Annotated in this window: 16 protein-coding genes; 7 read left to right on the forward strand and 9 right to left on the reverse strand. The window is 65.6% G+C overall.

The window, feature by feature from the left end; translation table 11 throughout:
* Positions 1 to 168 precede the first annotated feature (168 nt).
* The 4 genes from C1924_RS10135 (at position 169) to C1924_RS10150 (ending at position 5,368) form a co-directional block, all read left to right on the forward strand.
* Positions 169 to 2,010, forward strand: coding sequence for a glycoside hydrolase family 15 protein (locus tag C1924_RS10135; protein ID WP_108765176.1), 1,842 nt, complete (start codon positions 169 to 171; stop codon positions 2,008 to 2,010).
* Positions 2,011 to 2,048: 38 nt separating this feature from the next.
* Positions 2,049 to 2,942 (forward strand): SDR family oxidoreductase, encoded by an 894-nt coding sequence (locus tag C1924_RS10140; RefSeq protein WP_108765177.1) that lies wholly within the window; start codon positions 2,049 to 2,051, stop codon positions 2,940 to 2,942.
* Positions 2,943 to 3,202: 260 nt separating this feature from the next.
* Positions 3,203 to 4,765 (forward strand): histidine kinase famiy protein, encoded by a 1,563-nt coding sequence (locus C1924_RS10145; protein WP_254051271.1) that lies wholly within the window; start codon positions 3,203 to 3,205, stop codon positions 4,763 to 4,765.
* A 69-nt stretch (positions 4,766 to 4,834) separates the two neighbouring features.
* Complete coding sequence (locus C1924_RS10150) at positions 4,835 to 5,368, forward strand: hypothetical protein (protein ID WP_216821590.1); 534 nt, start codon at positions 4,835 to 4,837, stop codon at positions 5,366 to 5,368.
* 40 nt (positions 5,369 to 5,408) lie between these two features.
* On the opposite strand, the gene glgX is transcribed toward C1924_RS10150, so the two are convergent.
* Positions 5,409 to 7,553, reverse strand: a complete 2,145-nt coding sequence (gene glgX / locus C1924_RS10155) for a glycogen debranching protein GlgX (protein WP_108765180.1) — start codon at positions 7,551 to 7,553, stop codon at positions 5,409 to 5,411.
* 628 nt (positions 7,554 to 8,181) lie between these two features.
* Here glgX and C1924_RS10160 point away from each other — a divergent pair.
* Positions 8,182 to 8,589 (forward strand): BLUF domain-containing protein, encoded by a 408-nt coding sequence (locus C1924_RS10160; protein WP_159094781.1) that lies wholly within the window; start codon positions 8,182 to 8,184, stop codon positions 8,587 to 8,589.
* 55 nt (positions 8,590 to 8,644) lie between these two features.
* Here C1924_RS10160 and C1924_RS10165 read toward each other — a convergent pair whose 3' ends face one another.
* The gene (locus tag C1924_RS10165; RefSeq protein ID WP_108765182.1) at positions 8,645 to 10,018 is read right to left on the reverse strand and encodes an EAL domain-containing protein; all 1,374 of its coding nucleotides are present in this window, start codon (positions 10,016 to 10,018) and stop codon (positions 8,645 to 8,647) included.
* A 300-nt stretch (positions 10,019 to 10,318) separates the two neighbouring features.
* On the opposite strand from C1924_RS10165, the gene C1924_RS10170 reads away from it, so the two are divergent.
* Positions 10,319 to 10,879, forward strand: coding sequence for a fasciclin domain-containing protein (locus C1924_RS10170; protein WP_108767024.1), 561 nt, complete (start codon positions 10,319 to 10,321; stop codon positions 10,877 to 10,879).
* Positions 10,880 to 10,899: 20 nt separating this feature from the next.
* On the opposite strand, the gene C1924_RS10175 is transcribed toward C1924_RS10170, so the two are convergent.
* From C1924_RS10175 to C1924_RS10200, 6 genes are all read right to left on the reverse strand, one after another.
* On the reverse strand, positions 10,900 to 11,328 hold the full coding sequence (locus tag C1924_RS10175; RefSeq protein ID WP_108765183.1) for a hypothetical protein: 429 nt from the start codon (positions 11,326 to 11,328) through the stop codon (positions 10,900 to 10,902).
* Positions 11,329 to 11,374: 46 nt separating this feature from the next.
* Positions 11,375 to 12,040, reverse strand: a complete 666-nt coding sequence (locus C1924_RS10180; RefSeq protein ID WP_108765184.1) for a carboxymuconolactone decarboxylase family protein — start codon at positions 12,038 to 12,040, stop codon at positions 11,375 to 11,377.
* A 76-nt stretch (positions 12,041 to 12,116) separates the two neighbouring features.
* Entirely contained in the window at positions 12,117 to 12,596 is a 480-nt protein-coding gene (locus C1924_RS10185; RefSeq protein ID WP_108765185.1) for a cupin domain-containing protein, read from the reverse strand.
* Between the two features lie 36 nt (positions 12,597 to 12,632).
* Positions 12,633 to 13,844: an MFS transporter gene (locus C1924_RS10190; RefSeq protein WP_108765186.1), complete on the reverse strand. Its 1,212-nt coding sequence runs from the start codon at positions 13,842 to 13,844 to the stop codon at positions 12,633 to 12,635.
* Positions 13,841 to 14,878 (reverse strand): alpha/beta hydrolase, encoded by a 1,038-nt coding sequence (locus tag C1924_RS10195; RefSeq protein WP_108765187.1) that lies wholly within the window; start codon positions 14,876 to 14,878, stop codon positions 13,841 to 13,843. Before C1924_RS10195 ends, C1924_RS10190 begins: the two co-directional genes overlap by 4 nt.
* A 12-nt stretch (positions 14,879 to 14,890) precedes the next feature.
* The gene (locus C1924_RS10200) at positions 14,891 to 15,946 is read right to left on the reverse strand and encodes an NAD(P)-dependent alcohol dehydrogenase (RefSeq protein WP_108765188.1); all 1,056 of its coding nucleotides are present in this window, start codon (positions 15,944 to 15,946) and stop codon (positions 14,891 to 14,893) included.
* A 124-nt stretch (positions 15,947 to 16,070) separates the two neighbouring features.
* Between C1924_RS10200 and C1924_RS10205 the strand changes: the two genes are divergently transcribed.
* Positions 16,071 to 16,970, forward strand: coding sequence for a LysR family transcriptional regulator (locus C1924_RS10205; RefSeq protein WP_108765189.1), 900 nt, complete (start codon positions 16,071 to 16,073; stop codon positions 16,968 to 16,970).
* Between the two features lie 75 nt (positions 16,971 to 17,045).
* On the opposite strand, the gene C1924_RS10210 is transcribed toward C1924_RS10205, so the two are convergent.
* Positions 17,046 to 17,975 carry a LysR family transcriptional regulator gene (locus tag C1924_RS10210; RefSeq protein WP_216821591.1) on the reverse strand — a complete coding sequence of 310 codons (930 nt, stop codon included), beginning with the start codon at positions 17,973 to 17,975 and terminating at the stop codon, positions 17,046 to 17,048.
* Positions 17,976 to 18,094: the final 119 nt, after the last annotated feature.

Consider the following 18,094-nt stretch of genomic DNA (forward strand, 5'->3'; position numbering starts at 1 on the left):
GTGCAAGGCGGTGTCAACGCAGCGCAATGATCACGTGCTGTTGAACTCTGCCTCACCCTGTATGTGCATGGCGCTGTCTAGGTTCGTTGCACCCCACGTCTGGATGTTCATCATGTGCACCCTTACTGCTGTTCCGGCAGCTTTGCATGCTTGCCGGAAGATGCGTTGATGTCGACGTTGCCCGAAGCTGTCTCCCCCGGGAAGAGCGCCCGCGACGAAGCGCCGGTTGCGATTGAACGGAGGGGCGACGGCGCGTTACCCATCGAACAATACTCGGCGCTGGGCGAAGGCCGATCCGTTGCCCTGACCGGCTGCGATGGTTCGATCGACTGGTGGTGTGCGCCCAACATGGACAGCCCGCCGTTGTTTGATCGTCTGCTGGATGGGAGCAATGGCGGGTATTTCAGTATCGCGCCCACCGAACCCTGTACCGTCGAGCGCCGTTACCGCACTGAAAGCAATGTGCTGGAAACGGTGTTTACCACCGCGTCCGGCCGTGCATCGCTGACCGAATCACTGAACAGCGGCAACGCCGGCCGGCTGCCGTGGTGCGAGCTGGCGCGGCGCATCGAAGGCCTGGAGGGCGAAGTGACCTTCGTGGTACGCATGTACCCCAGCACCCGCGCGCAGTCGGCCAGTCCCTACTGTTCCTCCATTGGCGAGCACACCGTGTTTCATGTGCAGCGGCTGCTGGGCGTGGTGATCCATCATCCCGCCTTGCAGCTGCAGTGGACTGACGAGGGCGCACGCGGTGAGTGCACCGTCGGTGCAGGCGAGCGTGTCACTGTCGCGCTGGTGGTCGGTGAGGATGAGCCACTGGTGGCGCCGTCGGTGGAGGAAGTGGATGGCCGCATCGACCTGACCGACCGCGAGTGGAAAGCCTGGGCCCGCAACGTTTCCTACGGCGGCTGGGATCGCGCCACGTTCGTGCGCAGCACGCTGGCATTGAAGCTGCTGCTGTACTCGCCCTCGGGCGCCATTGCGGCCGCTGCCACGACCTCGCTTCCGGAGCGCATCGGTGGCGACAAGAATTTCGACTATCGCTACGCGTGGGTCCGCGACGCCGGTTACACCATCCAGGCATTCCTGGCCGCTGGGCTGGAAGCGGAATCCAAGGCGGCGTTCACCTGGCTGCTGCGCCAGCTGCGCCGCCATGGCCCGAAGGTGGTCTTCACGCTGGATGGCGGGAAGGTGGAGCCGGTGCAGGAACTGCCGATGCGCGGCTACCGCGATACGCAGCCGGTGGTGAAAGGCAATCTGGCGGGCGAGCAGCACCAGCATGGCATCTACGGCGATATCTTCGAGACCGCGTTCTGTTTCGTGGCAGCAGGCAACATCCTCGACGGCGCCAGTGCGGAGTTGCTCTCGCAGATCGCCGACCTGTGCGCGGACCACTGGCGCGCCAAGGATTCCGGCATCTGGGAACTGCCGGAGCTGGAGCACTACACGATGTCCAAGATCAGCTGCTGGCAGGCGCTGGCACGGGCCGTGGAACTGGCCGACCAGGGCCAGCTGCCTACGACGTGCCGTGACCGATGGCAGCGCGAGCGCGATCGCATCAGCGACTGGATCGAGACCCATTGCTGGTCCGATGCGCTGCAGGCGTTCGAGATGTTTCCCGGCAGCAACAAACTGGACGCTGCGCTGGCGCTGGCTGTGCGGTTCCGCTTCGACGGCCGGGACCGGCTGCTGGCCACCCTGCGGGCCATCGACCGCGAGCTGGGCCAGTCGGGCTTCCACTACCGCTACTCGGGCATGCCCGCCGAAGAAGGCTGCTTCATCGCGTGTTCCTACTGGATGGCCGAGGCATACGCACGGCTGGGCTTCGTCGAGGACGCCAGGACGCGCGTGGACACGTTGAACGGCGCCCTTGGCCGCTGCCAGGGCGTGCTGAGCGAAATGGTGGACCCCGCGACTGGCCACTACCTCGGCAACACCCCACAAGGCCTGAGCCATCTGGCCCAGGTGATGGCCATGGCCACCATTGCAGATACCCAGGGTTGCCCTTGAGCAACCCACCCTCCCCCGACCCACGATAAGGATCGACCATGAATGATCGTCTGAAGATGCAGGACCCGCGCACTCAGTATCCGCAGCCGCCCTTCCCCGCCCAGCCGCAGCCGCTGCCCGGCAAGGCTGCGGCTATGGATCCCGTACCGGACCACGGCGAAACCAGCTACCAGGGTTCCGGCAAGCTGGTTGGGCGCCGGGCGCTGATCACTGGTGCCGACAGTGGCATCGGCCGCGCTGCCGCCATTGCCTACGCACGCGAAGGCGCCGATGTGGCGCTGTCCTACCTGCCATCCGAGGCGTCTGATGCCGAAGAAGTCTTTGCGCTGATCGAGGCCGAGGGTCGCAAGGCGCTGGCGCTGCCGGGTGACATCACCGACCCGGAATGGTGCAATGCGATGGTCGAGCGCACGGTGGAGGCCTTTGGCGGCCTGGACATCCTGGTGGTCAATGCGGCTCGCCAGCAGTACCGCGACAGCATCGCCGAGCTGAGTGCAGAGGACTTCGACAAGACGATGAAGACCAATCTCTACGCCATGCACTGGATCTGCCAGGCGGCCGTCCCGCACCTGCCGCCGGGTGCAGCGGTGATCACCACCGCCTCGGTGCAGGCCTACGACCCGTCTGCCATTCTGCTGGATTACGCGACGACCAAGGCCGGCATCGTGGCGTATACGAAGGCGCTGTCGGCGCAGCTGGTTGAAAAGGGAATCCGCGCCAATGTAGTGGCGCCCGGCCCGTTCTGGACGGCGCTGCAGTCCTCGGGTGGACAACCGACCGAGGCGGTGACCAAGTTCGGCACGCAGGTGCCGATGAAGCGCCCCGGACAGCCGGTCGAAATCGCACCGGTCTACGTGCTGCTGGCCAGCCAGGAAGGCAGCTATCTGACCGGCGAGGTGTTCGGCGTGACCGGTGGCGCGGGCATCGCCTGACGCAGCACCTGGGCGCAGGTAAATGCCTGCGCCCGTCGCGTCTGCTTGGCATTACGTGGCACTGCCGTGAAGAGACTTTCGCTTTTTCTGAACTGTTAATGATGAATGCAGTTACAAACTTTCGTCTGTGGCATTGTGTTCGCCTTTCGAGCTCCAGGGGTCTTGCGGAGCCGTTCCCCGCCAGTTAAAGGAAGTGCGTGTCGAACGATCAGTTCAAGGGATTTCCCTCGCCTGCGGTCAGAAGCCATCAGCACGGCGGCGTGGGTGACAAGCGGTCCGACATCTTTTTCAGCGCGGTGGAAACCACGCGGATGCCGATGATCATCACCGACCCGCACCAGCCCGATAATCCCATCATCTTTGCCAACCGGGCATTCGTGGAAATGACCGGCTACGAGCGCGATGAACTGATTGGCCGTAATTGCCGGTTCCTGCAGGGGCCGGACACCGATGCCGATGCGATCGCCGAGATCCGCGAGGCCATTGCCGAGACCCGTGAGGCGGCGACGGAGGTATTGAACTACCGCAAGGATGGTTCGACCTTCTGGAATGCGCTTTTCGTGTCGCCTGTGTTCGATGACGACGGCGCGCTGGTGTATTTCTTTGGTTCGCAGCTGGACGTGTCGCGCCGGCGCGATGCAGAGGACTCGCTGCGCCAGGCGCAGAAGATGGAGGCGCTCGGCCAGCTGACGGGCGGCATCGCGCACGATTTCAACAATCTCCTGCAGGTCATGTCCGGCTATCTGGAGATGATTACTGGCACTTCCGAACAAGAGCTTCCGCCTGGAAGCTTCGTGCGGCGCGCGGCGACGCAGGCGCAGTCGGCAGCCAACAAGGCGGCAGTGCTGACCCAGCAGCTGCTGGCGTTCTCGCGGCGACAGAAGCTGGAAGGCCGCACGGTCAATCTCAATGCCCTGGTGTCGTCTACGGTGGACCTGGCCGCGCAGCGCGTGGGTGCCGACGTGGATCTGCAGATGAACCTGGCGCCGTCTTTGTGGAACTGCAGGATCGATACCACCCAGGCCGAGGTGGCCATCCTCAATCTGGTCATCAACGCGCGCGACGCGCTGAAAGGCCGGCCGGACCAGCGGGTGCTCCTTGCCACGCGCAATGTGGAAGCTTCCCAGACGGCGGCTGATGGGGATCTCGATCACCTGCCGACGGGGCGGCTGGTCTGTGTTTCGGTGCAGGACAACGGTAGCGGCATGTCGCCTGACATCGTGCGCCGGGTAATGGATCCCTTCTTCACTACCAAGGATGAGGGTGAAGGCACAGGGCTGGGCTTGTCGATGGTCTACGGTTTCGTCAAGCAGTCCGGCGGTACCGTGCGCATTGCGTCCGAGCCGGGTGTGGGGACGACCGTCAGCCTCTACTTCCCTGCGACCACCGATGCGCTGACCCGGGATGCCGCGCCCTCGAAAATGGCGATGGACCGGGGTGGCAGTGAGCGCATCCTGATTGTCGAGGACCGCGACGATGTGGCGGAACTTGCGCAGATGTTGCTGGAAGCTGGCGGCTACCAGACGCAGGTCGCCAGCGATGGGGCATCTGCACTGGCCGTTCTGGAGCGCGGCGAGGTGTTCGACCTGCTGTTCACCGATCTGATCATGCCCGGCGGCATGAACGGCGTACTGCTGGCACGCGAGGCGAAGCGTCGCCTGCCCAAGCTGAAGGTCCTGTTGACCACGGGCTACGCGGAGGCGGGCCTGGAACGCACTGACGCGGGCGGTTCCGAATACGAGGTATTGAACAAGCCGTTCAACCGGCAACAGCTGCTGCGCAAAGTGCGGCTGGTTCTGGAGGGACCCACTGGCGTTGGATGAGCGCTGCCCCGGCCTGCTGCGGCGGGCAACCGTGGCTGAACCCCATCGCGCAGCGTCATTGCGCGCGTGATGCGCTGCACCCACCTGATATCTGCGCCCGAGCATGGGCGCTCTCAGGAGAAATACATGCCGCACCATGAAGAAATCGCGCTGTCAGGCGTCATCGAACACGTGTTCGTCCATCGCTTCACCCTGCTGGCAGATGGCCAGCCTTACCTGGCCGACCTTGGCCCCAAGGGTGCCGATGCCTTTACCCTCAAGCCCGGTCTGGCGATCGACCTGGAAGGCGAGCGCCGACCCTCGGAGATCAAGGTGCTCAGCATTGCCCGGTCCGGTGGCAAGCCGGTGCTGATCGTGCACAAGAAGCCGCATCATGGGCCTGGGCATCACGCCGGCAGGCATGCGGACGCGGATCCCGCCGCAGCGCTGGCAGCCGTGAAGCAGGCAGGATGGCGGTCTGCGGGTGAGCCGCAGCGTCACCCCAGGCACTTTGAAATACTGGCTCGCCAGAAGGACGGCGGCTGGATGGAGTTGCACGTGGACTTCGCGGGTGAGATCTACAAGCAGAAGCCCGCTGCCGCCCACAAGTGGGATATCGCGTAAACAGCAGAAGCCCCGCGTGAGCGGGGCTTCTTTGCAGCGTTCAGCCCGCGGCTTCTGCCCCGCACCTGAAGACGGTGAAACTGCGCGGCGGGGCAAGGAACTGAGCGCCGCTCTGCAGGGCAGCGTCAGTCGCAAGACCTGCATCCGTGGAGAGCAGCATCGACCAGCTGAGCGCGGCGCCTTCATCATCAGGCAGCGCGAAGTCAACGCCTTCGTGATAGGCATTGATGATGACCAGCACGCTGGCGTCGTTGGCATGCTCACGCACGCCCGACACCTGTGCCCTGCCCTCCAGCAACAGCCCGACCGAGCGCGCGCCGGCTTCGTTCCAGTCGTCCTCGGTCATCTCCCGGCCTGCAGGGTTCAGCCAGGTGAGATCGCGCACGTCGGCCTGTTCGTTGTACTGGCCGTTGAGGAAGCGGCCACGGGTGAGAATCGGATGGCGCTGGCGCAGCGACAGCAGATCACGCACGAACTGGGCCAGCCTGCCCTCGGTGCTGTCGCGTGACCAGTCGATCCAGGCCGTCTCGTTGTCCTGGCAGTACGTGTTGTTGTTGCCACCCTGCGTCTGCGCCCGCTCATCGCCGGCCAGCATCATCGGCGTCCCCTGTGAAAGCAGCAGCGTGGCCAGCAGATTGCGCATCTGCTGCTCGCGCAGCGCGGTGATGCCTGCATCGTCTGTCGGGCCCTCTACGCCATAGTTGCAGGACGAATCGTTGTTGGATCCATCCTGGTTGTCTTCACCGTTGGCGTCGTTGTGCTTTTCGTTGTAGCTGACAAGATCGTTCAGCGTGAACCCGTCGTGTGCCGTGATGAAGTTGACCGATGCCCACGGGCGGCGGCCGCGGCGATCGAACAGGTCTGCCGAGCCGGTCAGGCGCGTGGCGAACTCCGCCAGCTTGCCTTCGTCGCCTTTCCAGAAGCTGCGGGCGGTGTCTCGGAATTTGTCGTTCCATTCTGCCCAGCCCGGCGGGAAGTGCCCCACCTGATAGCCACCCGGTCCACAGTCCCAGGGTTCGGCAATCAGCTTCACCTGGCTCAGCAGGGGATCCTGGCCGACGGCATCGAGGAAGCCTCCGCGCTGGTCGAAGCCGGTCGGCTCGCGCCCCAGGATGGTGGCAAGGTCGAAGCGGAAGCCATCGACGTGCATGTCATGCGCCCAGTAGCGCAGGGAATCGCAGACGAAGCGGATGGCCTGCAGATTGCTGAGGTTGAAGGTGTTTCCGGTGCCGGTATCGTTGATGTAATACCGCTTGTCATCGGCCAGCCGGTAGTAGCTGGCATTGTCGATGCCCTTGAATGACAGCGTAGGGCCGAGCTCGTTGCCTTCGGCGGTGTGGTTGTAGACCACGTCCAGGAAGACCTCCAGCCCCTGCCGGTGCATGGCCTTGACCATGTCGCGGAACTCGTCGCGGTGGCCGCTGGCCAGATAGCGGCGCTTGGGCGCGAAGAAGGCCAAGGTGTTGTAGCCCCAGTAGTTGCGCAGGCCCTTTTCGAGCAGATGGTTGTCGTCCAGATACGCATGGACCGGCAACAGCTCCACGGCGGTCACGCCCAAGCCGTGGATGTAATCCAGCACGCCAGGCTGGGCGAGGCCGGCGCAGGTGCCGCGGATTTCCTCGCTGACGTCAGGATGGCGCTGGGTGTAGCCGCGCACGTGGGTTTCGTAGACGACCGTGCGGTTCCAGGGGGTGAGCAGACGTTCGTCCCCTTCCCAGTCATAGGCGTCTTCCACCACGACGGCTTTGGGCATGAACGGTGCGCTGTCACGTTCATCAAAGCTCAGGTCGCCGTCGGGATGGCCGATGGTGTAGCCATAAAGCTCATCGGCCCAGGTCAGGTCGCCATCGATTTCGCGCGCGTATGGGTCGAGCAGCAGCTTGTGGTGATTGAAGCGATGGCCTTCGGTTGGGGCATAGGGTCCATGCACCCGATAGCCGTAGCGCTGCCCGGGCTTTACGTCGGGCAGGTAGCCGTGCCAGATCTCGTTGGTGTACTCGGGCAGTTCAATGCGCTGCTCGTTGCCGTCATCATCGAACAGGCACAGCTCGACTTTGGTGGCGTGCGCGCTGAACAGGGCGAAGTTGGTGCCTTGGCCATCAAAAGAAGCGCCTTGGGGGAAGGGGCGGCCCTCGCGGACACGGGAAGCGGAGGTGTAGCGGGAGGATCTGACCTGGTCGCGCATGGGGGAGGCTCGGTTTAGCGGTTGCGGGGGTGCAGCCGTTGACCGGGGAGCATCACGGTCTGCTTGTCGAGGCCGTGTGGCGGTGGCATCACGCGGATTTGCAGGCGGGCAGCGGCGGCATGCCTGGGTTTCCGGTGTTCATGGGCGACGTATCCTCGTTGCCATGGAGTGACTGTGCGGTGGGTCCTGCGACGGAAGGCTGTCGAAAACCCCTTGCCCGATGGCCTGTCGGTTATTGCAATGGGTGCAGCTGAGTACAGCTCCGCCGCAAACCAACGTGAGGCCAAGCGGCTCGCTTGCCACGAAATCGCTGGCACATGCGTGACAGTGCGCGTGAACCCTCTCTATCTGTCGAACGCCCGCAGGATCGGAGTTCCGACGTTCAACCTGGTGAAGTCGAAAACGGCCTGTCTCGCCGGCCACCCCGCAGCTGTGATGTCCATCGTGTTCGCACATGCAGAATCCAAGTGTTGGGGTCTGCGGGAGCATCCTCCCTCGAGGGAGAACAGGACGTGCTGCGTCGTTGATCCTGGTGTGAAAGCGGGCAGGCGGCGCACAGGACGGAATGGGTAAAGCGTCTTTCCACGCAACGGGGTATTCTGATCTGAATTCATTACTGGGTCGCCGCATGCTGCGTGCTGTTGTCTATCGAAGTGTTGCCGTTCCAGGAATGGATTCGGCGCGCCTTGAACGTATCGTGCAGGGGGCGCAGCGCTTCAATCGCATGGCGGGTGTCACCGGCGCGATGCTGTTCGATGGTTCGCGCTTCCTGCAGTACGTCGAGGGGCCGGACGATGGTATCGAGGGCGCCATCGGGCGGATCAGGGCCAGCAAAGACCACGACCGGCTCCACACGATGGGGGATGCCCGGATCGACGCGCGCCGGTTTCCGGCGTGGGACATGAGTTGCCTCATGCAGCCGAACACGGTGCTGGACCGCCTGTTCGTCGCTCACTGGGGAAGCCTGGATCATGCCCTTGATGAGGCCGGCGACCCCGTGGGGGGGGTGCTGCTGCTTCGGCGGTTGATGGGCTGACAGCTGCTATCGGCGCCGGCCGCAGAAGAGCGACGGCAGTCGAGCAAGCTCGACGCTACCCGGATGCGGCCAGCAGGCAGTGCGTCTGCAGCCAGGTAGCCAGTTCTGCCTTCGGCATCGGCCGTGCGAACAGGTACCCCTGGAAGTGATCGCACCCCAGGCCAACCAGCAGATCGCGCTGCGCGCTGGTTTCAACGCCTTCGGCCAGCGCGCTCATGCCCATTACCTGGGAAATTTCCACGATCTTGCCCAGCAGGTGCTGCGCGCGCTCCTGGGTGGTGGCTTCGACGACGAAATTCCGGTCGATCTTCAGCTTGCTCACCGGCAGCGCGCGCAGCGTGGATAGGCCGGAGAAGCCAGTGCCGAAATCGTCCAGTGCCCAGGTGACGCCAAACTGCTCCAGCGCTTCCATCTTTTCGATGGTCTCGGCGGTTTCCGCCGACAGGGCCGACTCGGTCAGCTCCAACTCGATCAAGGCAGGATTGACACCTGCATCGCGGATGACAGCGCTGGCTGCGGCCACGAAACCGGGGTCCAGCAACTGGATGGGGCTGATGTTGACGGCCACCCGCAGATTTCGCGTGGCTGGTTGGCCCGCCCACTGAATCAGCAGATCGCAGGCTTGCCGTAGCACCTCCAGGCCGATATCACGGATGGCCCCGCTCTCCTCCGCCTGCGCGATGAAGGCGCCCGGCGGCAGCAGTTCTCCGGAGGGGCGCCGCCAGCGCGCCAGGGCTTCCACCCCGGTCACCACACCGTTGCCGCGTACCTGCGGCTGGTAGTGCACTTCGATGTCGCCGTTGCGCACGGCCCGGCCCAGCTCACGTTCCAGCCGCAGGCGGTTGCCGATGTCGGCGCGGTAGATGGCAAAGATCGCCGCCAGCAGGATCATCGACAGCACGGTATTGGAATGCGCGCCCCACACCCGCACTTCCAGCGGCGGCGAGGTGCCGGGCGCCAGGAAGTCCAGCGCGCCTGTGGCAAACCCTGCAAAAGTGGCGAGGCAGGCCAGCGGAAACACCAGCGAGCCGTAGCGTTCGCGGGCATCAAAGGTAAAGGCAGCGCCTGCGGCAAGCGGCAGCAGGAACAGATGGCCCGACCGTGGCACCCAGGCAATGGGCGCATCGATGATGGCCACGCCCACCACGGACAGGAACACGCCGTGGGCGACGATCAGCAGGGAGGTGGCATCGGCGCGGCGGCTGCGGATGACCGCCAGCACGCCTACGGCCATCACGCCGATGAAAGGCGCGGCCAGTTCGGCGCGACCGAAGTACAGATAGCACAGCGTCCAGGCAACGCCCAGCAACACGCATGAAACGCCTGCCAGTGACAGGATGGTGCCGATTTTTGCGCGGCGCGGTGCCTCCTGGAACTTGGGTAGGCCCTGCCATTTCCGTGTTGCTCTGTGGGGCATCGGCCGAAGCATCCTGTGGGCGTGCCAGGCATACGTGCCTGCGTTGCCGAGGAAGGGTAGCAAAGGCTGCGCCGGAGCCAAATAGTGTCGATTTTCTGGCGCGTTGAGGGCATACGCTCTGCCCCACCGTCACGCCACATCAACCTCGTTGAACCATTCAAGAGACGGCTGCGATGCGGCGCATCCAACCGCCCTGCATGGCACGTAGAGAGAGGGACAACGCGCTGGGTGACGACCTGTTGGCGCGTTTTCCGCAGGCTTTCCTGCATTCATGAAGAGGCCGAGGTGGCCTCGCCCAACGAGGATACGAACATGCGTAGCCAGATCCAGCGTCTTGCCCTTGCTGCAGGCATTGCGGTTGCCTGTACTGCCCCTGCCGCGTTTGCCGCCGATAACCCGATGGTGGGCGGCGCGCCGATGTACGCCAACAAAACCATCGTGCAGAACGCTTCCACCGCATCGAACCTGAGCACCCTGGTGACCGCCGTGAAGGCGGCCGGCCTGGTGGAAACGCTCAGCGGCAAGGGGCCGTTCACGGTGTTCGCGCCGACCAACCAGGCGTTCGAGAAGCTGCCGGCCGGTACCGTGGAGACCCTGCTGAAGCCTGAGAACAAGGCCAAGCTGACCGGGTTGCTGACCTACCACGTGGTGCCGGGTACCTACACATCCACCCAGCTGACGGCGGCGGCGCGCAGCCATGGCGGCAGCAGCACGTTGAAGACCGTGCAGGGTGAGCCGCTGACGGTGAAACTGCAGGACGGCAAGGTATGGGTGATTGATGCCAAGGGTGGCAAATCGGCGGTGACCACGGCCGATGTGATGCAGTCCAACGGTGTGGTGCACGTGGTGGACAGCGTCCTGATGCCGAAATGATGCGGGGCCGCTGAGCGGCCTCAGTGCGTCCTCGCCTGCCCGCGCGCATCCAGGGCTTCCTTGATGCGCGCGGTGGCCTGGTCGGCTGCATCGGCCAGGCGACGCACCTGCTGCTGTTCCAAGGGGCTGAGCTGCGCTTGTGCCGGGCGGTGCGCCGCTGCATTCACCAGCCGCTCCACGGCCTCGCGCAGCGGCATGCCGGGGTACAGCCGGGCAGCGCACCAGCGCTCGGCAAAGCGCTTGCCCTGGCGGATGCTGGCAGCACGCGCAACCTTGGTGTGCCACATCTTCTGTCCTTCCATCCAGAGACGGACGCCTGGTGCGCCGTCCGGGGCGACGGTGGCCACTGCGCGGGCATTCCACCACAGCGCCCAGCGTTCGCCGGTCTGCACCCAGCCGGTGCGGATGGGTGCGGTGCGGAGGTCTTGATAGGAAGAGGAAGGGCGCATGCCGATGAGGATACGGAAGGTGATCTCACGGCCTGAGACATCGGAACTACTGCTGCGCCTTTCCCTCCAGCGCTTTCCGGACCCGTTGCGCTGCTGTGTCCGCCACGTGGGCGTCCAGCACGTCCGCCAGCTGAAGCAGGGCACCCTGCCCCACGCCGATGTTCATGCTCATGCGGATGTGCGCCTGCAGTTGCGGATCGGTGCCTTCGATCATGGACAGCATGCTGACGGTCGCGACTTCGCGGGTCTGCCAGTCCAGGTTGTCGCGCTGGAAGATGTCGCCGAACAGATGGGTGCGCAGGTAGGTGTTGGCGTCGGGGGCGAAATCGAACAGCGGACCCGCCACCGGCCCACCTGCGAGCAAGGTCTGGTTGGCGGTACCCGCTTTCAGCAGCGCGTCGCCCTGCAATGCCGGCGTGCTGGGCGCCCGGCCCGGATCGTCGTGCAGGCCCCTCGCCTTGCGTGCCTCGACCGCGCCCATCAGCTCGCCCAGTGCATTGAGGCTGCGCGGAAATCCTGCATAGGCATAGAGCTGCAGCAGCACTTCGCGCACGTCGCTGACGCTGAGGCCGGCATTGAGGCCGGCTTCCAGCGCGGGCTTCAAGCGCGCGGCGTTGCCGGATGCGGCAAACGCCGCGATCAGGGCGAGTGCCTGCTGATGGGGGCTGAGCGACGTGAGCGAGGTTGTTTCGTTACGGGTGGGGGTGTTCATGGAATGCGGCTGCCGTGCGTTCGCGGCGGGCCAGCCCGCCAGGATGAGTGTGGCCACAAGCAGCCACGCAGTGGTTCTAGCGGGCGCTGTACTGTGCATCGTCCACCTTCTCCATCCATTCCACGTTGCGGCCATCAACCGTTCCGGTCACGGCAAGGTGGGTCATGGCGGTATCCGGCGCGGCACCGTGCCAGTGCTTCACGCCGGGCGGGCACCAGACCACATCACCGGGGCGGATGATCTGCACCGGCTTTCCCCATTCCTGCACCAGCCCCACCCCGCTGGTGACCACCAGACGCTGGCCCGCCGGATGGGTATGCCACGCCGAACGCGCACCCGGCTCGAAGGTGACCAGGCCGCCGGAGGCAGAGATGCCACCCTCGGCCGGCCAGACCGGGTCGATGCGCACGCGGCCGGTGAAGTACGCCTCTGGCCCGGGCTGCGATGCCTGCTCGCCTGCGCGGCTGATGGTCTGTCGGCCCGGTTCGGCGATGTCGGCCTGCGGCGTGGGCAGTGCCGTGGCGCCAAGGGCGAGCATGAGGACGGAAACAGTCATGGGGATGGCTCCTGTGGAAGGTTCGGCCCGATCTGATCAGGCGGGTTCGGACTGCGTACGGGTGACATGCGGTTGGGGCTGCTGCTGGCCTGCTGCCGTGCGCCACGCCAGCACCGCCGCCAGGCCAAGCACGGCGGCACTGGCGATGAAGGTGCTGCCGTGGCCGCCGCGGTCGTACAGCGCGCCACCCAACGTGGAGCCGATGGCGATGGCGCACTGCACGGCGGCCACCATCAGGCCGCCGCCGGCCTCGGCATCGTCCTTGAAGGTGTCGGCCAGCCAGCTCCACCACCCCACGGGGGCCGCCGTCGCCAGCAGGCCCCATGCGGAAAGCAGCGCGGCGACCGGCCAGAGCTGGGCGCCCAATGGCACCAGCAACAGCGCGATGGCCGCCATCAGCAGGGGGATGCCCACCAGCGTACGGTACAGCCCGCCCGCCAGCGCGCGACCCACCAGGACCGTGCCGATGAAGCCGGATACGCCGATGGCCAGCAGCACCATCGAAAGTGTGGTGGCGCCTGCGCGGGTGACCGTTTCGAGGAACGGCCGGACATAGGTGAACAGCGTGAACTGGCCCATGAAGAACGCGCCGCAGGCGGCCATGCCCCACCGCACCGGCCGCCGCTGCAGCAGGGCCAGCACTGTGCCTCGGGTGGCGGCGTTGCGCGCCGGCATGCGCGGCAGGCTGGCCCACTGCCAGGCGAAGGCGATGGCGGCCACCGGAAGCAGGCACAAGAACGCTCCCCGCCAACCGATGATGCCGCCCAGATGGCTGCCCAGCGGCGCGGCGACCACGGTGGCCAGCGCATTGCCGCCATTGAAGATGGCCAGCGCGCGCGGGACCTGTGCCGCTGGCACCAGACGCATGGCGGTGGCGGCCGACAGCGACCAGAACCCACCGACCACCACACCGATGAGCGCGCGCCCGGCCATGTACATCGGGTAGTTTGCGGCGGTGGCCACCACTACGCCCGAGGTTGCCATCAGCGCGGTCAACAGCAGCAGGACCGTTCTGCGGTCCAGCCGCCCGGCAAGGCGTGCGATGGACAGGCTGGTCAGGACGGCGAATGCGCCGGAGATGGCGATGCCGTAGCCGGCCAGGCCCTCGCTCACCCGCAGGTCGGTGGCCAGCGGTGTGAGCAGGCTGACCGGCATGAACTCGGAAGCGATCAGGGCGAACACGCACAGCGTCATCGCGAACACGCCGCCCCAATGCGCGCGTTCGGGCGCGGGCTGGACCTCGCTCATCGCGGCGCCGCCAGTCCCTTCTGGAAGAAACCGGTCAGCTTGGCAAAGGGAATCAGCTGCGTGCGGTCGTAGAGGTCGACGTGCCCTGCCCCCTTCACCCAATACAGTTCCTTCGGTTCGCCGGCACGCCGATAGGCATCCTCGCTGAACTCGCGCGAATGGGCCTGGTCACCGCTGATGAACAGCATCGGCCGCGGTGCGATGGTCTCGATGTCGCTGAAGGGATAGAAGTTGAGGAACTTCACCAGGCTGCTGAACAGCGGCATGGTGGTCTGGTCCGCCGGCTGTCCCGGCGTGGCGTAGGCGCCGCGCGGGGTGCGGTAGAAGTCGAAGAATTCGCGCTGCACGTCCGGCGTGTCCGCACTGAGCTCGGTCACAGTGCCGGGCACGTAGCGCGGTGCGGCGCCACTGAATTCCGCCTGCCGCTGCTCGATGGCCGCCTGGATCATCGCCTTGCGCCGGGCCAGGCTCTGCGATGAGTTCAGTCCGTTGCGTGCGGCGGCGCCCATGTCGTACATGCTGACGGTGGCGATGGCCTTGATGCGGGGATCGATCTTGGCGGCGCTGATGACGAAGCTGCCACTGCCGCAGATGCCCAGCGCGCCGATGCGGCTGGCATCCACCAGCGACTGCGTGCCGAGGAAGTCGACGGCGGCACTGATGTCATCGGCGTAGATCTCCGGTGCGACCAGGTGGCCGGGCGTCCCCTCGCTCTCCCCCCAGAAGGAAAGATCGATGGCCAGGGTGATGAAGCCCTGCTCGGCCAGCTTCTGTGCGTACAGGTTGGAGCTCTGTTCCTTCACCGCGCCCATGGGGTGGCCGACCACGATGGCCGGGTACTTCGTGCCCGGCGTGCGGTCTTTGGGCAGGAAGAGATTGCCCACCACCTTCATCTGGTACTGGTTGCGGAAGGTCACCTTCTGCACGTTGACGCGTTCGGTGCGATAGAAGTTGTCGGCGCCGTGGCTGAGATCCTGCGCGGAGGCGGTGATGGAGCCGGCCAGCAGGCCGGCCAGCAGGAGGAGGTTCTTCATGGTCGGGCCCCTTCAGGCAGAAAGCGTGGTGGTATCCATCACGAAGCGGTACTTCACATCGCCCTTGAGCATGCGTTCGTAGGCGGCGTTGATCTCATCGGCGCGGATCAGTTCGATGTCGGCCACCACGTTGTGCGTGGCGCAGAAATCAAGCATTTCCTGGGTTTCGGCGATGCCGCCGATCATCGAGCCGGCGAGCGTGCGGCGCTTCATGATCAGGTTGAACACGGCCGGTGACGGGTGTGGCGTTGCTGGCGCACCCACCAGCACCATGCCGCCATCGCGTTTGAGCAGCACCAGGAAGGCGTCAAGATCGTGCGGTGCGGCCACGGTGTTGATGATCAGATCGAACGATGCGGCGTGCGCGGCCATCTCTTCCTGCGAACGCGACACCACCACCTCATCGGCACCCAGCGCCAACGCTGCCTCGCGCTTGCTTTCCGACGTGGTGAAGGCCACGACGTGTGCGCCCAGCGCATGGGCCAGCTTCACCCCCATGTGGCCCAGGCCGCCGATGCCCACGATGCCTACCTTGCTGCCGGGGCCGGCATTCCAGTGCTTCAAGGGCGACCAGGTGGTGATGCCGGCGCACAGCAGCGGTGCAACTGCGGCCAGTTGCTCTTCCGGGTGGCGTACCCGCAGCACGTAGCGCTGGTGCACGACGATCTGTTCGGAGTAGCCGCCCAGGGTATGCCCCGGTGCGTCGCGGGTGGCGCCGTTGTACGTGCCGACCATGCCGTCGCAGTAGTTTTCCAGGCCATCGCCGCAGTCCTGGCAATGACGGCAGCTGTCGACGATGCAGCCCACGCCCACCAGATCCCCCGGCGTGAAGCCCTGCACCTGGGTGCCGACAGCGACCACGCGGCCAACAATCTCGTGGCCGGGTACGCAGGGAAACAGGGTGCCGGCCCACTCCGCGCGCGCCTGGTGCAGATCCGAGTGGCAGATGCCGCAATAGGCGATGGCAATCTGGACATCGTCCACGCCCGGCGCCCGGCGGGTGATGTCGATGGCTTCGAGGGGGCGGTCGCCGGCGTGGGCGCCGTAGGCTTTGACGGAGAGGGTCATGGCCGAGTGATCCGGGAAGGGAAAGTGGGGCCATTCTGCCGGGCCGACATTGGCTTGATTAGCCAATGGACCCTTTTAGGGTCTATTAGCTGCGCTAATCAATGGGGCGTGCCACACTTCGCCCATGGCCAGACGCAACCTCAATGATCTTCTTGCCTTCGTGACGGTTGCCCGCGAGGGCAGCTTCACCCGTGCGGGGGCGGTGCTGGGCGTTTCCCAATCGGCGCTCAGCCAGGCCATCAAGGCGCTGGAAGAGCGCCTGCAGATCCGCCTGCTGACCCGCACCACGCGCAGCGTGTCCGCAACGCCTGCGGGCGAGCGCCTGCTCGAGGCCATCGGCAATCGCTTCGATGAGATCGAGGCCGAGCTGGACGCGTTGACCGAATTGCGCGACAAGCCGGCCGGCACGGTACGGATTACCTGCGGCGACCATGTCCTGCGCACGGTTCTGTTGCCACGGCTGCTGCCGCTGATGCAGCGCTACCCCGACGTGAACATCGAGTTCGATGTGAACTACGGCCTGCGCGACATCGTGGCCGACCGCTTCGACGCAGGCGTGCGCCTGGGCGAGAGCATCGACGGCGACATGGTCGCGCTGCCGATCGGCCCCCGGCTGCGCATGGCCGCGGTGGCCACGCCGGGCTACTTCAGCCGGCACCCCGCGCCCAAGGTGCCGGCCGACCTGACTGCGCACAACTGCATCAACATGCGCTTCCCCACCACGGGCGGCCTGTACGTGTGGGAATTCGAGCGACGCGGCAGGCAGGTGAACGTGCGGGTGGACGGGCAAGCCACCTTCAACAGTTCACCGCACATCGTGCTGGCCGCGCTGCAGGGGCTGGGCATCGCCTTCCTGCCGGAGGAGGAGTTCGCGCCCTACCTGGAACAGGGGGAGCTGGTGCGTACGCTGCAGGACTGGTGCCCGCCCTTCTCCGGCTACCACCTGTACTACCCAAGCCGGAAGCAGCACTCACCTGCGTTTGCCCTGGTCATCGAGGCCCTGCGGGTGACGGGGCAAGGATGACGCGGCGGATTAACGGCCCGTCATTTTCAACGCGGCCTCCGGCAGGCGCGCGCCACTGACGTTGATGCGTGCACGTCATGGGTGCGCGGACGGTCCAGCGACCGCATAGCCCCACGCCACCGTGCCCTGCAGGTGCCGCAGCAGATGTTCCAGAAACACGCGCACCCGTGGTGCCAGCTGCTTGCCGGGGCCATGCACGGCACTCAGCGGCGAGGTGGCCAACACGTGGTCAGCCAGCACTTCCACCAGGCGGCCGGCGTGCAGATCTTCGGCCACATCCCAGATGGACTTGCGGGCAATGCCGGCACCCTGCACCGCCAGCTGCTGCGCCGCTTCGCCGTCATCGCACAGCGTGGTGGCGGCCAGTGGCACCGACACCGTGCCGTCGCCCTGGGCAAACCGCCAGTGACTGACCGGCGGGCTGCCACTGGCAATGCAGTCGTGCTGCTGCAGATCGGCCAGGCTGCGCGGCACGCCGCGCTCGCGCAGATAGTCCGGGGATGCGCAGAGCACGCGACGGTTGGGCGCCAGCTCGCGCGCCACCAGCCGCGAATCATCGAGGGCGCCGTAGCGCAGCGCCAGTTCGATGCCCTCGCCCACCACATCCACGATCTCATCGCGCAGGCTCAGGTGCACACGCACGCCGGGGTGGGCCCGCTGGAAGCTGCGTACGGCCGGCACGACGTGACGGCGGCCGAAACCATTGGGCGCGGTGAGCGTGAGCACACCGGCCACGACGTCCTGCCGTTGCTCGAGTGCGGCTTCGGCAGCTTCCACCGCGTCCAGCACATGGCGGCAGTGCTGCAGGAAGAGCCGGCCTTCATCGGTGAGCGAGGCTTGTCGGGTGCTGCGGTTGAGCAGGCGCACCTGCAGGCGCCGTTCCAGCGCGGACAGGCGCTTGCTGACCACCGCCAATGAGATGCCCAGCTCGCGCGCCGCTGCCGAGAGGCTGCCGCCGTGCACGATGCGGTCGAAGGTGCGCAGCTCGTTGAGGTCCTCGATCACGGTGATGGTTTCTTGTTTGGCAAGAGTGCATTTCCCATATTGCCATTCCGGAAACAGTCGTACATCCACACAATGAGGCGTTTGGTGGCCACCGGGGAATGTGGGCCGCAATGACTTCA

This window comes from Stenotrophomonas sp. ESTM1D_MKCIP4_1 (assembly GCF_003086895.1).
In the GTDB taxonomy this organism is placed as follows: Bacteria; Pseudomonadota; Gammaproteobacteria; order Xanthomonadales; family Xanthomonadaceae; genus Stenotrophomonas.